Annotated in this window: 13 protein-coding genes; 6 read left to right on the top strand and 7 right to left on the bottom strand. The window is 69.1% G+C overall.

Annotated elements, in window-relative coordinates; translation table 11 throughout:
* Window positions 1–12: 12 nt before the first annotated feature.
* The 4 genes from E6C72_RS30420 to E6C72_RS30405 all read right to left on the bottom strand — a co-directional run bounded on the left by E6C72_RS30420 (window position 13) and on the right by E6C72_RS30405 (window position 2,747).
* A complete protein-coding gene (locus E6C72_RS30420) occupies window positions 13–1,053 on the bottom strand; it encodes a M23 family metallopeptidase (protein WP_247875655.1) in 1,041 nt (346 codons plus the stop codon).
* Between the two features lie 142 nt (window positions 1,054–1,195).
* The gene (locus tag E6C72_RS30415) at window positions 1,196–1,822 is read right to left on the bottom strand and encodes a DNA-3-methyladenine glycosylase I (RefSeq protein ID WP_109085429.1); all 627 of its coding nucleotides are present in this window, start codon (window positions 1,820–1,822) and stop codon (window positions 1,196–1,198) included.
* Between the two features lie 17 nt (window positions 1,823–1,839).
* On the bottom strand, window positions 1,840–2,127 hold the full coding sequence (locus E6C72_RS30410; RefSeq protein WP_109085430.1) for a hypothetical protein: 288 nt from the start codon (window positions 2,125–2,127) through the stop codon (window positions 1,840–1,842).
* A 26-nt stretch (window positions 2,128–2,153) separates the two neighbouring features.
* A complete protein-coding gene (locus tag E6C72_RS30405; protein WP_109085431.1) occupies window positions 2,154–2,747 on the bottom strand; it encodes a TetR/AcrR family transcriptional regulator in 594 nt (197 codons plus the stop codon).
* A gap of 239 nt (window positions 2,748–2,986) precedes the next feature.
* Here E6C72_RS30405 and E6C72_RS31930 point away from each other — a divergent pair, with 239 nt between their 5' ends.
* The 3 genes from E6C72_RS31930 (at window position 2,987) to E6C72_RS30390 (ending at window position 6,629) form a co-directional block, all read left to right on the top strand.
* Window positions 2,987–4,456, top strand: coding sequence for a carbohydrate-binding domain-containing protein (locus E6C72_RS31930; protein WP_109085432.1), 1,470 nt, complete (start codon window positions 2,987–2,989; stop codon window positions 4,454–4,456).
* Window positions 4,457–4,597: 141 nt separating this feature from the next.
* The gene (locus E6C72_RS30395) at window positions 4,598–5,308 is read left to right on the top strand and encodes a hypothetical protein (protein WP_247875656.1); all 711 of its coding nucleotides are present in this window, start codon (window positions 4,598–4,600) and stop codon (window positions 5,306–5,308) included.
* Complete coding sequence (locus E6C72_RS30390) at window positions 5,298–6,629, top strand: glycosyltransferase family 1 protein (protein WP_247875657.1); 1,332 nt, start codon at window positions 5,298–5,300, stop codon at window positions 6,627–6,629. Before E6C72_RS30395 ends, E6C72_RS30390 begins: the two co-directional genes overlap by 11 nt.
* Here E6C72_RS30390 and E6C72_RS30385 read toward each other — a convergent pair.
* On the bottom strand, window positions 6,542–7,612 hold the full coding sequence (locus E6C72_RS30385) for a YheC/YheD family protein (RefSeq protein WP_109085451.1): 1,071 nt from the start codon (window positions 7,610–7,612) through the stop codon (window positions 6,542–6,544). The genes E6C72_RS30390 and E6C72_RS30385 overlap by 88 nt on opposite strands.
* A gap of 266 nt (window positions 7,613–7,878) precedes the next feature.
* On the opposite strand from E6C72_RS30385, the gene E6C72_RS30380 reads away from it, so the two are divergent.
* From E6C72_RS30380 to E6C72_RS30370, 3 genes are read left to right on the top strand one after another with little or no spacing between them, the layout of a single operon-like run.
* Window positions 7,879–8,988, top strand: a complete 1,110-nt coding sequence (locus tag E6C72_RS30380; RefSeq protein ID WP_109085433.1) for a hypothetical protein — start codon at window positions 7,879–7,881, stop codon at window positions 8,986–8,988.
* A 7-nt stretch (window positions 8,989–8,995) separates the two neighbouring features.
* Window positions 8,996–9,304 carry an acyl carrier protein gene (locus E6C72_RS30375; protein ID WP_109085434.1) on the top strand — a complete coding sequence of 103 codons (309 nt, stop codon included), beginning with the start codon at window positions 8,996–8,998 and terminating at the stop codon, window positions 9,302–9,304.
* Entirely contained in the window at window positions 9,304–10,230 is a 927-nt protein-coding gene (locus tag E6C72_RS30370) for a hypothetical protein (protein WP_109085435.1), read from the top strand. The genes E6C72_RS30375 and E6C72_RS30370 overlap by 1 nt, the downstream gene beginning before the upstream one ends.
* A 22-nt stretch (window positions 10,231–10,252) precedes the next feature.
* Here the strand turns inward: E6C72_RS30370 and E6C72_RS30365 are convergent, their stop codons facing one another.
* Both E6C72_RS30365 and E6C72_RS30360 read right to left on the bottom strand, forming a co-directional pair.
* Window positions 10,253–11,761 (bottom strand): HlyD family type I secretion periplasmic adaptor subunit, encoded by a 1,509-nt coding sequence (locus tag E6C72_RS30365; protein WP_109085436.1) that lies wholly within the window; start codon window positions 11,759–11,761, stop codon window positions 10,253–10,255.
* Between the two features lie 14 nt (window positions 11,762–11,775).
* Window positions 11,776–14,037, bottom strand: a complete 2,262-nt coding sequence (locus E6C72_RS30360) for a type I secretion system permease/ATPase (RefSeq protein WP_247875658.1) — start codon at window positions 14,035–14,037, stop codon at window positions 11,776–11,778.
* Window positions 14,038–14,133 lie beyond the last annotated feature (96 nt).

The following is a 14,133-nucleotide window of genomic DNA, read 5'->3' as shown; positions in this document are numbered from 1 at the left end:
CGCTCAACCCGGTCAGCGCAACTCCACCCGCCGCTCCTCCCGCAGCACCGTCTCGTCGCCATGGCGCAGCGTCACCGTCACCCGGTAGGGACCGGGCGCCCAAGGACAGGGGGCGGGCTTCTTCACCTCGGTGCCGAAAAACAGCACGGCCAGCGGACGCGGCACAGCGCCCTCGTTGCGGAACAGGCGGCGTCCGTCGGGCCCGGTGACCTCCAGCGTCACCCGGTCGCTCTGGCGTCCGCCCATCAGCTCCGTCCACACGCCCAGCACCGGCGTGTCGGCCGGCATTGGCCGGCCGCCATAGCCATAACCGCCATTCCGGGCCACCTCCGCCTTCGGCGCCTCGGGCGCCAGACCGGCGCCGAGCACGGCGCTCGGCCGGTAGGCGAGCGTCCGGCGCGCCTCGGCGCTCCACAGCGTGCCCGACGGAACCGCTGCGGCAGCCTGATCGGCGGAACAGGCCGGCGCCTCCCCGATCCCGACCTCCTTCCCGGTGTAGGGGTCGAGGGTATGGCCGTCATGGCGGATGCCGAAATCGACATGGGGGAATTCGGTGTTGCCGGACAGCCCGACCTGGGCCAGCACCGTGCCCGCCTCCACCCGGTCACCCGGCTTGACCGCGATGCTGCCGCGCTTCAGGTGGCTGTACTGGGTCTCCCAGCCGTTGCCATGGTCGACCACCACCGCATTGCCGGCCTCACGCCCGGCCGGCGCGCCACCGCTCTGCCGGATGCTGACGTCGTCCATCCCGTCGCGCACGCGGGCCACCGTGCCGGGGGCGGCGGCCACCACCGCCACCCCGCGCCGCATCGCCTCCAGGTCGGTCAGCCGGAAATCGGTCCCCTTGTGCCCGTCATAGCTCAGTCGCCCGCAGGCGAAGTCCCGCATCCCCGGCCCCGGATCGGCATCGACATAATTCTGGACGAAGCAGTCCGTCCCGATCCGGCAGCGCACCGGCACCTCCAGCGCCGGCGCACCGGCGGGAGCCTGGGCGAATGCGGCGGACGGCACGAAGGCGAGAGCTGCAAGGCCCCAGCGATATCGGACCGGCACCCTTTTCCAGACTCCCTGCCAAACCCCTCCCACAGCGCTGCTCCGTCTTCCGTGGCTTCCGCTCAACAGGTGGGGCGTCGGGCGGAGAGAGCCAGCCCCATCCTTATGCGCCGTCGCATAAGGGGCGCATAAGCGGAAAGGCTCAGCCTCCGCCGATCTTCCGACCCGGCCGCCGGAATGCGGCCCGCGCCCGCTCCACCTCGCCATGCATCGCACAGCCTTCGACGTGATCGTTGATCAGTCCCATCGCCTGCATGAAGGCATAGACGGTCGTCGGGCCGACGAAGGACCAGCCGCGTTTCTTCAGGTCCTTCGACAGGGCGACCGACGCCGGGGAAGTGGAGGCGGTCTGCGGCGGCGCACACTCCTCGGCCGGCGGTTCGAAACGCCAGACATAGGCGGCCAGGGAGCCCTCCCGCTCCACCAGTTCCCGCGCACGCCGGGCATTGTTGACGACCGCCTCGATCTTGCCGCGGTGACGGACGATGCCGTCGTTGGTCATCAGCCGTTTGACATCGGCCTGGGTGAAGGCGGCGATCCGCTCGAAATCGAACCCTTCAAAGGCCGCGCGGAAATTCTCTCGCTTGGCGAGGATGGTGCGCCAGCTCAGGCCCGACTGGAAAGCTTCCAGGCAGAGCTTCTCGAACAGGCGGCGGTCATCGCCGACGGGAAATCCCCATTCGGTATCGTGATAGGCGAAGAATTCGGGCGCCGCCGCGCACCAGCGGCAGCGTGGCCGTCCGTCAGGACCGGGGATCGTCGCGTTCATCGGTAAACCTTCATCGGTCAGGCCTTCAGAAACGCCAGACGGTCGTCGACACGGCCCGGCGTGATTTCAAGGATTTCGGCATCGACGATCCTCTCCGTCACGAAGGGATCCTCCCGCAGGCGCGCGTCCAGATCGTCGCGCGAGATGTTGTGCGCGAGAACGGCACCACCGGCACCGCCGGCAAGGCCGCCGGTCAGCAGAAAGACGCCATCCTCGAATCCGCGCCGGATCCAGGCGTTGTGCCCGTCCATATGTTTGGCGGCCTCCGCCCTGTTCGCGGAAAATCTGAGCGTGACGACGAACATGCGGAGCGACTCCTTCGGGAATGAGGTCAGAAAAGGCGGTCGAGGCGGCTTGCGTCGGGACGCTGGGCCTCCAGCCAGATGCTCATGTCCTCAACCTCGCGCCGGATGAAGGCGTCGTCGCGGAAGGCAGTGGCAAGTGTTGCGACGCCCTGGCTGCGCATCAGAAGATGCATGGCAAGCGCATCGGCGTCGGTGTCGCGTCCAAGTGCCGAGAACTGGCGGGCCAGCCAATCCCGGAACAGGGTGAAGAGCCTGGCCGCATCCTCTTTGGCAACGTGATCGAGTTTGGAAAGTTCGTTGCAGAGCGTGCCGACCGGGCAGCCGTACTGCATGATCTTCGCCCGGTTCATCACGAGAATATGGATGAAGTTGCGGATACGCTCCGCCGGATCGCCGGTTTCGACCTCCCAGGCCTCCAGCATCCTGCCGGTGTTGGCGAGGCGCAGGGCGATCACCGCATCCAGGATCTCGTCCTTCGTCTTGAAGTGATAATAGAAATTGCCGCGGGACAGCCGGACGGCCGCAGCGATGTCGGCGAAGGAGGTGGCTGCGAATCCCTGCTCATAGAAGAGCCGGTCGGCAGCTTCCACGATCTGCCGGCGCGTGCTTTCGGCACCCATCGCCTTGTCCTCTCACGCCTGTGTGCCGCCTGCCACCACCGCTTCGAGTGAACGGTCGGGGATGAAGGCGATGATATCCTCTAGGTCAACCGACCTAGAGATTTCTAGGACATTTGTCCAACAAAGTCAATCGGGGCCCAAATCCGCCCCGTCCTTGTCATCCGAAGGCCACATCGCCAGCCGGCATACTCCGCCCCGCATCTTCATCGACGACGGCAAGCAGGACGGGGACCGACAGCATGGCGAACAGCACCTATACCGGCCGGGGTGAGACGATCGTCGTCATCGACAGCGGCTGGTCGCCGACCTGGGAAGCCGCTTCACGCGTGGTCTATCAGCACGACTACGCCAACAACGACGCCGACGCCCGCAACCCCAACGCCGACACCCACGGCGCCCTGGTGACCTCCAGCATCCTGTCACAGGCGCCGGACCTCAACATCATCGCGCTGAAGGTGATGCCGGACGGCGCCTCCACCGCATCGGGGTCGGCGATCGAGCAGGCACTGCAATGGGTCGTGGCCCATGCGTCGGACTACAACGTCGTCGGCGTCAACCTGTCGCTGGCCGGCGGCTCCGCCACGTCGGAGATGACCACCCTGCTGTCGGACGAGTTGGCGAGCCTCGCCGCCAAGCGGGTGCTGGTCTCGGCCGCCGCCGGCAATGCCGGGCAAAATGGGACGGCGACCGACGTGTCCTATTTCGCCGCCGACCACAACACGATCTGCGTCAGCGCGTCGGGCGGCGACGGCACCATGCCGGGCTGGGCCCAGCGCGTCCCCGGCATCACCGACATCTGCGCCGACGGCACCGACATCCGGCTGACCGATCTGGCTGGACGGACGGTGACGGCCAATGGCTCCTCCTTCTCGGCGCCCGCGGTGACCGCCGCTGTGGCGCTCGCCCAGCAGGAGGCCATGGCGTTGCGCGGCAGCGCTCTGACCCAGGACGAGTTCCTGTCGCTGGCCAAGCAGACCGGTACGCCGATCGCCGGCACCGGCTACACCGACCTCGACACCCAGGCGCTGCTGGCGAAGATCGGCCAGCTCTATGGCACGACGGCGACGCCGACGGTTCCCGATCCAGGTGCTCCGTCCACCACCACCGCCGCCATCCTGGTCAATGCCAAGGGCACGGCGGCGGCGGGGGTGAACGCCCATTTCACCCTGCTGGTCGACGGTCATGCGGTCGGCAGCGCCACGGTGGGCACGGCGGCCAAGAATTACGCCTTCACCGCCACCCTGTCGGCCGACAGCGCCCACAAGGTGCAGGTCCAGTACGACAATGACGGCTTCGCCGGCGGCCAGGACCGCAACCTGTTCATCAACAGCGTCAGCGTGAACGGCCACAGCTATGCCGCCACCGACGCCGCGGTGACCTACGACAAGGGCGCGCTCGACGGGCACGACGTGGTCAAGGGCCAGAGCGGCATGTGGTGGAACGGCACGCTGGTGGTCGCCGCCGACAAGGGCCTGTTCGCCACCCAATCCCCGGCCCAGGCCCCGGCCCAGGCCCAGGCCCAGGTGGCGGAGCTTCAGGCCGGCGACCTGCTGGGACATGCGGTGTCGGCAGGCACGGCGGCACTGGAGACGGCCGATGGTGCCGGCTGGACGTCGGAACTGCTCCCGGCCTTCCAGCATGCCGACCATGGCCTGCACGTCTGGTACGATGCGCACGACATGGTGCATGGGGTCGAACTGGCGGCGTAACCGCGCCCGGTCCGCATTCGCTCGACCGATCCGGCGTTAATCTCCATACTCTCATATTCATGGGAATGACGGCCACGGCAGCAGGAAGTGCCGGGGCCGTCACGTCTCAGGACGTGAAAGAGTATGAGAACCGGATTGGAGATGACGTTTCCCGTCGTTCTTGTCTGCGGCATGTTCAGCAGCGCCTCGACCTGGGCCTTCAACGCGGCCGTCGATCTTGTCCGCCTGACGATGCCGTGCCACGTCGCCTTCGCCGCAAGCCTGGATGCCGACACCCGCCTGCCTCCGCAGCCTGACGGAACGGCGCTGGTGCTGAAGACGCACGGCTGGGGCGATCCGGCGGGATTCCTGGCCCATCATCCCGGCGCGCGCTGCATCGTCACCATCCGGGATCCGCGCGACGCCGTGGTGTCCCTGATGCAGCGCTTCGGCTACGGCTTCGACCGGGCCGTGGCCTATGCGGTCCATGGGGCCGACGGAATCGTCGGCGCGGCCCGGCAACCCGGCAGCCTGCTGCTGCGTTACGAAAGCGGGTTTGTGGACCGGGCGGCGACAGTCGTCGCCATCGCCGGCCATCTCGGCCTGCAACCGCGCGACGAGCAGGTCGAGGCGCTGTTCCGCAGGCTGCAGCCCGACGCCGTACGGGCCGCCATCGCCGAAGCAGACCGGCTGGACCGCTTTCCCAAGGGGCTGCCTCCCGGCGAAACCGCCGATCCGCTGACGCAATGGCACCCCGGCCATATCGGCGACCGCCGGATCGGCAAATACGCGCAGCTTCTCGATCGGGAGCGGCAAGTCGCCGTCACCATGCGGCTGGCCCGCTACATGGAGCATTTCGGCTATGCTGCATGAGCTGCCGGCCACCTCTGCCATGTGCCTTTCCCCGTCCCCTCCCGCGCCGGCGACGGTGGTCGCCATCGAGGGAACCACCTTCCACGGTCCGGAGGCCATGACCGGGATCGGCCGCTATGTCCGGAACATGACGCGCTGTCTGGCGCGGATCCATGCGGACCGGGGAGTCCGGCTTCTGGCCACGGTGGGGCGGCTGGACCATGCGGCGCAGCTGGCGGAGACGGTCGCGCACGACGTGCAGGCCCATCTGTTCCCGCCATTGCTTCCGGAGGCGTCCGTGCCCGCCAGCCGCGTCCGGCCCCTCGACAGGCTGGAACAGGATCTGATCGCACTGGGGGCGACCGTCTATTTCGACCCCAACCCCTTCGCCCTCTACAAGGGCTTCTTCGCGCCCAAGCGGCTGCGCCATGCGGCGATGGTCCACGATCTGGTGCCGCTGACCTACCGCTCGGCCTATTTCGAGATCTGGCCGGATGCGGTGAAGGCGGAATACATGCGGCGGCTCACCCATCTGGCGGAAGCAGCCGATGTCCTGCTCTTCCCGTCGCGGGCGACCGCCGAGGAGTTCCGCCGCCTCACCCGGCCCCACCCCGGCCTTGTGCAATGCATCACCGGCGAAGGGGTGGATCCGGTCTTTCTCACTCCGTCCAGCACCATGGCGACCCCCACGGCCGGCATCCCGGCCGATATCCCGATCGACATCCCGGCCGACCGCCGTCCCTTCATGCTGATGGTCTCGAACCTGGTGGACCGGCGCAAGAATCTGGGCTTCACGCTGACGGCATACCGGCATTTCCTGTCCCTGGCCGCATCCACCCGCCACGCGGCGACGGGACTGGAGATCGTCATGGCGTCGGACACGCTGATCGATCGGGCGCAGGAGCATTGCCGGGCGCTGGGGCTTGGCGACCGCGTCCGCTTCCGCATCGCGGTGTCCGACGAGGTCCTGCGGCAGCTCTACCGCGACGCCGCACTTCTGGTCTGTCCGTCGGCGGCCGAGGGCTTCGGCCTGCCGGTCATCGAGGCGCTCGCCTGCGGCACGCCGGTGCTGAGCAGCAACCGGGCCGGTCTGGCGGAATTCGACTGCGACGGCTGGATCCTGCCGGGCGACCTGTCGTCCGAAACGGCGCTTGCCGCCGGCATGTTGAGGGCGCTCGACCGGCCGCGTGGCGACCCGGAGACGGCACACCGCTACGCCGCCCGGTTCGACTGGAACATGGTCGCCGACCGCACCTATCGGGCCCTGTCCTCCCAAGCCATATCCCCCCAGACCATATCTCCCCAGGCCCCAGCCTCCCCACGGGCGACTGCGATGGCGTAACCGATGGCGTGCTCGGCGCGGGTCTGCTCGTGCAGGCTGGATTGGGGAAACGCGTTGGCCTCGATCACCCAGAGATGACCATCGTCGTCCAGCGCCAGATCGACGCCCAGTTCCGACAGCGGAAGGGGCTTGGTCGTCTCGATCAGCCGGGCGACCTCCAGAGCCAGGGCGGGGATGCGGTCCCGCAGGTCCGCCGCCCCGGCCGCGCGCCGCCCCAGCAGGAAGCCGTCGAGCGGACCCTGGTAGCCGCCCTGGCTGGTGTTGGTCAGGAAGCTTCCCGCCTCGGCCAGCCGGACATAGGCGCGGGTGACGCCCCATGCACCGTCGGCCCGGCGCTGGACATGGACCCGGATGTCGGCCGACCGGCCGTCGCCCGCCACCGAACGGATGAAGCGCTGCGCCAGATAGCCGCGATAATGCAGCCGGCCGGCGATCCGCGCCCGGACATGGGCCACCGCGTCCTCCAGCGTGCCGCGGAGGGTGCTCCGGCCGTGCTGGACCCGCCAGACACCACCATCGTCCGACCCACCATCGTCCGACGGCCCGCCGAGACCGGAAGCATCGGCTTCCCGATGGATGAACTGGATGCCGAAACCGCGGCGTCCGTCGACCGGCTTCACGACCGCGTTCCGGTGCTCGCGGAAGACGGCGGCCAGCGTGGCGTCCACGGCGTCGGCGGGAATGGCGACGGTCGGGATGGCGTGGGAGCTCAGCGGACTGCCGGACAGCAGCGCGTGGAAGGCCAGCTTGTCCATGGCGGAGTCGGCAATGACCGGGCGGTTCCGGCGGATCCAGCCGTCAAGTTCGAGCCAGCCGGCACCGGCCGCCGTCCTGATCACCACCAGATCGGGCAGCGGGAACCAGCCGGCGGTCCAACCGGCCGGGGTCCAGCACTCCCCGGCGATCAGGCCGCGGTCCCGATCCCAGGCGCCGCTGTCGAGAAGAACCAGAGAGACGCCCTGAAGGGCCGCTTCCGCAAGCATTGCCCGAAGCCGGGCCGGCGGAAACAGGTCTCCGGCCGGATGGTTGTAAGATATGAAGCCGATCTGAAGCATATCGGGCCGATACTGTCTCTACCAAGGGTGATCATCGGATTGACCGGATTATGACCTTATGCTATCGGACATTTTTCGGAAAAACAGATTCCATGAGAAGTTTCATTATTTTGCCAATTGTAACGTTGTGACGGAAATTGTTTCTTTTGGCGTGAACCTATGCTGTCAGGCACGGCGCTTCGATCGAGTGGACCATGGACGACCAGACCGATTCACCGGACGATTATCACGCGATCTGCCTCGGCACCGCCGCCCGCGCCCGCGGGATCGCCACCCGCTATGTCGACGGGGTCTACAGCCGGTTCCATCCCTTTCCGTCCCGCTGGCTCGCCCTTGCCGCCGGTGGGCGGGAATATCTGTTCGCCTCCGGCATGCTTCTGCTGAAGGGGAGCGATCCCTGGCGCGGCCTCGGCCTGCACATCAACGAGGAGGCCACCCTTCTCATCCGCGACAAGCAGCGGGCCAAGGATTTTCTCGACGCGCGCGGCTTCGGCACGCCGGCCGGCCGGGTCTTCCGCCGCGGCGACCTGTCGGCGGCGCTCGACGCCTTCAGCAGCTTCGCCGGGCCGGTCTGCGTCAAGCCCAACCAGGGCACCAAGGGGGAGCTGGTCTTCCCGGCCATTGCCGACCGCGCGCGCTATGAAAGCGCGGTCCGGCGGGTCGCCGCCCGGCACCAGAAGATCCTGGTCGAGGAAAGCGTAAGCGGACAGTTGATCCGCTTCTTCTTCGTGCGGCCGCGGGTGGTGGCGGTCAAGCTGAGCCGCCCGGCCAGCGTCGTCGGCGACGGCAGCGCCACCATCGCCAACCTGATCGAGGCCAAGAACGCCCTGCGCGACCGGCGGGCGGTGCCCGGCCATTCCAACATCGTGGTCGACGAGGATCTTCGCGATTTCCTGGCGATGACCGGCCGCAGCCTGGACGATGTGCCGGCGGCGGCGGAGCGGGTCTTCCTGCGCGGCACCTCCAACGGCGCCACCGGTGCCGACAGCCTCGGCTGCCGGGCGGATCTGCACCCGTCCTATCTGGACGTGCTCGCGGCGGCCTGCAACGCGGTGCCCGGCCTGAACCTGACCGCGGTCGACGTGATGATCCGGGACCCGGCGGCGCCGGCGCGGCACGGCAATTACTGGATTCTCGAAATGAACCGGAATCCCGGCCTGACGCCGTATCATTTTCCCTGGCGGGGCGAAGCGCAGGACGTGTCCGGGGCGATCCTGGACGCGATGGAGCGCGGCTTCGCCCCGGTTCCGGCGTCTCCTCCGGCGTCCGTCCCCGCATCCACCCACTCCATGCCTGCCAACTGAGCGACCGATGACCGCAACCGCAGCCCCCGACCATGACAATCCGGACCGCGACTCCCTGCAACGCTGGATGATGGCCTATCTGGCGACGATCTGCGGCGAGGCGGCCGACCGCCTGGATCCCGGACAGCCCCTGGCCGTCTACGACCTCGATTCCGTGGACGCGGTCGAAATGGCGCTGGAGATGGAGAAGGCGTTCGGCATCGTCCTGCATCCGGAAACCTTCCTGGACACCACCATCACGGTGGCCGCCATCGCTACGGCCATCGCCGCCGGTCCGGCAGGCGCGCCGCCGGCATCCCGCCTGACGCCGGTGTGATGGCAACGGACATCCCGGGCTGGGTCCACGCGCTCAACCAGCCGCCCTCCTGGTCGCTGGCCGCCCTGGCGGACCCGGCGACCGGCGCCGAACAGCGCCTGCACGCCTGCCAGATCCTGATCCAGAGCGGCGTCGTGCATTGGACCCTGCCCCATGTCGAGGCCCTGCGCGGCATCCCGGAAACCGCCGGGCGCGCCGACCAGCTGGTCCTGCTGTGCCGGGCCCTGTGGGACTGCGACCTGACCGGGGCCGGCGCCATCCCGGCCCGGCTGGCGCGGGATGCGGATGCCGGGAATTACTGGATGGCTCCGGCCAACTCGGCGACCACCCTGATCGCCTTCACCGGACGGGCCAGACGGCTGTCGGTGTCGGTCTATCTGATGCAGCGGATCCTGGAGCCGTTCGGGGTCAACATCATCTACCTGTTCGATCCGGCCGACAGCTTCTATCTCGGCGGGATCGGCGGACGCTGGACCGGGCTGGACGCCACGCTGGAGCTGCTGCGCCGGCTGTGCGCGGGGTTCGGCACGCAGCGGCTCTACTGCCTCGGCCAGTCCACCGGCGGCTATGGGGCGCTGCGCTATGGGCTGGAGCTGGACGCCCGCGCCATCCTCGCCTTCTCTCCGATGATCCGGCAGGCCAGAGGGCCCCGGCCGCTGGAGCGGATCGCCAGGGCGCTCGGCCGGCCGGTCGGCGAGGAGGAGGTCGACCTGCGCCGCCTCTATCGCAGCCGGCCACGGCACCCGCCGGCCACCATCGTCTGCGGCGGCGGCAACACGGCCGATCTGCGCTCCGCCGCCGAACTGTCCGACCTTCCCGGCATCGACCACCGCATCCTGCCGGATGTGGCCGACCATGCGGTCATCACCACCCTGCTGCGGACCGGCGCCCTGCGGCCGATGCTCGCGGAGTTCCTGCACCAGTGACAGGCGCCCATAGCGGCCGGCCTCACCGCTCGTGCATGGCCTCCTGGGCGCTGCGCGAGAGGGGAGAGAGCAGATAGTCGGCGATGCGGCGGCGGCCGGTCTTGATCTCGGCACTGACCGTCATGCCCGGCTGCAGCCGGGTCTGCCTGCCGTCGACGTCCAGCGTGTCGCGGTCCAGCGCGATGCGGGCGGCATAGACCGACCCTGCCTCCGGCGTCTTCGCCGCGCTCTTGTCCGTCCCCTTGTCGGCCTGCTGCTGCTGTTGCACGGCGTCGCTGGACAGCGAGGCGACGCGGCCGGGGATCAGCCCGTATTTGGTGAAGGAGAAGGCCTCCACCTTCACCTCCGCCACCTGGCCGGTCTGGACGAAGCCGATGTCCTTGTTGGGGATGAAGGCCTCGACCTCCAGCCGGCTGTCCTCGGGCACGATGACCATCACCGGCTGGGCGGTGGTCACCACGCCGCCCACCGTATGCACGGCCAGCTGCTGGACATAGCCGTCCACCGGCGCGGTCAGCCGCAGGAGGTCGACCTGCTGCTCGGCCTTGGCAAGCTCCTGCTCCAGCGAGGCGGCCTTGCGCTCGGCCTCGGCGAGGCTGGTGTAGAGCTGGCGGCGGAACTCCGCCTCGGTCTGGCGGCGCTGCTCGGCGGTGGCGGCGATGGAGGCGTCGGCCTCCGTCAGCTTGATCTTCTGGACCAGAAGCTCCTGCTCCTGCCCGACCAGATCCTGCTGGAGCTGGAGATACTGGAAGCGGGACGAGGTGCCGCGCTTCGACAGGTCGTACAGCGCCTCCGCCCGTTCGCGGATCAGCGGCAGGGTGGCGTTCAGCTTGGCGATGGTCTGCACCACGGTGGCGCGGTCGGCCTCGCGACGGGCCTGCTCGCGGTCGAGGGCCGCCAGCTTGGCGCGCTGCTCGGCGATCTGGCTGGCGAGGAGCTGGCCCTGCATCCGCGCCAGTTCGGGCGACAGGCCGGCCGGTGCGGCGAACCTGCCATCCGGGGGGGCGTCCGGGTTGCCGTTCACCAGCTCCAGCGCCGCCCGCAGCCGCGCCGCCTCGGCCTGCGCCGCCGACAGGTCGGAGCGGATGCGGCCGCGGTCGGCGGCGGCCTCGGTCGGGTCGAGTTCGATCAGGGTCTGGCCGGCCTTGACCAGCTGGCCGTCCTCGACGGCGATGGCGCGGACGACGCCGGTCTGCATCGGCTGGATGGTCTTGGTCCGGCCGCTCGGCACCACCCGGCCCTGGGCCACCGCCACCACGTCGACATGGCCGAACCAGGCCCAGGCGCAGGCCGCGGTGAAGGCCAGCATGATGACCCCGGTGAAGATACGCGCGGTGGGGGAGGGCGGACGCTCCAGGATCTCCAGCGCGTCGGGCAGGAAATCCATCTCGTCGCGCCGCCGCTTCTGCGGCCGAGTTGGCGGGCGCGGCCCGCCGGGGGTGCCCGGCGCGTTGGCGGGCGGCTTGACCCCAGGAGGGATCGGAGCGGAGGTGGCAGGGGTGGTCTTCACCGCGGCGGTCGTCTTACTCATGGCGTTCATTCCCCTCAGCCCGCGGCCCGCTGTTCGATCAGCCCATCCGTGGGCGGAGCGCTGCCCGGCAGCTGCCCCATCTGGCCGCGGAACAGCGTCGCGTACCGGCCGCCACGGCGCAGAAGCTCGTCGGGCGCGCCGTCCTCGACGACGCGGCCGCGCTCGACGGTGACGATGCGGTCGGCGATGGCGACGGTGGACAGGCGGTGGGCGATGATCAGCACCGTGCGGCCGGCGCAGATGCGGCGCATGTTCGCCTGGATGATCCGTTCCGATTCATGGTCGAGGGCGCTGGTCGCCTCATCGAAGATCAGGATGCGCGGGTTGGTGACCAGCGCGCGGGCGATGGCGATGCGCTGCCGCTGCCCGCCGGACAGGCTGGCGCCGCGCTCCCCCACCACGGTGTCGTAGCCGTCGGGCAGCTCGACGACGAAGTCGTGGGCGCCGGCCAGCTTCGCCGCGGCGACGACGCGGGCCATGTCCATGGTCGGGTCGGTCAGCGCGATGTTCTCGCGGATGGTGCCCGAGAACAGGACATTGTCCTGCAGCACGACGCCGATCTGCCGGCGCAGCCACACCGCGTCGGCGGTGGAGAGGTCGGTCCCGTCCACCATCACCCGCCCGCGCTCCGGCACATGGAAGCGCTGGAGCAGCTTGGCCAGCGTGCTCTTGCCCGAGCCGGACGTGCCGACGATGCCGACCGCCTGACCGGCCGGGACATGCAGCGACACGTCGCTCAGCGTCTCCGGCCCGTCATGGCGGTAGCGGAAGGTGACGTGGTCGAAGGTCAGGTCGCCCCGGATCGCCGGCATGGCGGCGCGGCCGGCGCTCTGCAACGGTTCGGGCGCGGTGTTCAGGATGTCGCCGATGCGGTGCATCGACAGCCGCACCTGCTGGAAATCCTGCCACAGCTGGGCGATGCGCAGCACCGGCTGGACGACGCGGCCGGCGAACATGTTGAAGGCCACCAGCTCGCCCACCGTCAGGCTGCCCTCGATCACCAGCTTCGCCCCCAGCCACAGCACCAGCATGGTCGAGATCTTGGAGACGAACTGCACCGACTGGCTGGCGACGTTGTTCAGGTTGCCGGCGCGGAAACCGGCGCGGACATAGCCGGACAGCTGGTCCTCCCAGCGGCGCTGCATGCGCGGTTCGACCGCCATGGCCTTGACCGTCTCGATGCTCGACACCGTCTCGACCAGGAAGCTGTGGTTCTCGGCGCCGCGGGCGAATTTCTCGTCCAGCCGGCGGCGCAGGATCGGCGTCGCCACCAGGCTGATGGCGACGTAGACGGGGAAGGAGGCCGCGACGATCGCCGTCAGCATCGGGCTGTAGACCAGCATGACGCCGAGGAAGACCACGGTGAACAGCAGATCCAGCACCAGCGTGATGGTGGAGCTGGTCATGAAGTTGCGGATCGTCTCCAGCTCGCGCACGCGGGCGACGCTGTCGCCGACCCGGCGCGCCGCGAAATAGCCCATGGGGAGCGACAGCAGCCGCTGGTACAGCTTGGCCCCCAGCTCCACGTCCAGCCGGTTGGCGGTGTGGGCGAAGGTGTAGGTGCGCAGGCCGCCCAGCACCGCCTCGAACAGGATGACCGCCAGCATGCCGGCCATCAGCACGTCGAGCGTGCCCAGGCTGCGGTGCACCACCACCTTGTCGACCACCACCTGGAAGAACAGCGGCGTCACCAGCGCGAACAGCTGGATGAAGAAGGAGGCGAGCAGAACCTCGCCCAGGATGCCGCGGTATTTCCAGGCGACCGCCCCGAACCAGCGGGCGTCGAAGCGCGGCTGGCCCATGCCCAGCGTGCCCTTGCGCCCCAGGCAGATCAGCCGGCCGGTCCACAAGGGCTCGAAGGCCTCGCGGTCGAGGATGCGGGTCTGGTTGGTCGCCGCGTCATGCACCAGCACGCGGTCGCCGCCGGCCTTGGCCAGCACCAGGAAACCGCCATCGGGACCGGGGACCAAGGCCGGCAGCGGCGTACGCTCCAGCCGCTCCCACTTGGTCTTGACCACGCGGGCCTTGGCGCCCAGCCGGTGGGCCTGGCGGACCAGCCCGGTCAGGTCGGGGGATTCGCCGCCGCAGGCATGGCGCACGCCATCATAATCGGCCGGAATGCCGAGGATGCGCAGCGCCGACACCAGCCCGGCGATGCCGGGATCGAGACGGGGGCCAGCATTGGGGCCAGGATTTGGGCCGGTTTGGGCGCCTGGGGGAGGGGAGGAAGGGTCCCGCGCCGGATCGGGCGGCGACCCGTCTCGCATCTGTTCCATGAAGGCTTCCCGGTTCCGAAACTCTAAGGGGTGCCGCCGGACGGCCGCGGCCAATCGAAGGTGAGCATCGCGTCCCCCCACGGCCACCCGAACGAT

The sequence above is a fragment of the Azospirillum sp. TSH100 genome (assembly GCF_004923295.1).
In the GTDB taxonomy this organism is placed as follows: domain Bacteria; phylum Pseudomonadota; class Alphaproteobacteria; order Azospirillales; family Azospirillaceae; genus Azospirillum.
This window is presented reverse-complemented; position numbering and strand designations above follow the sequence as displayed.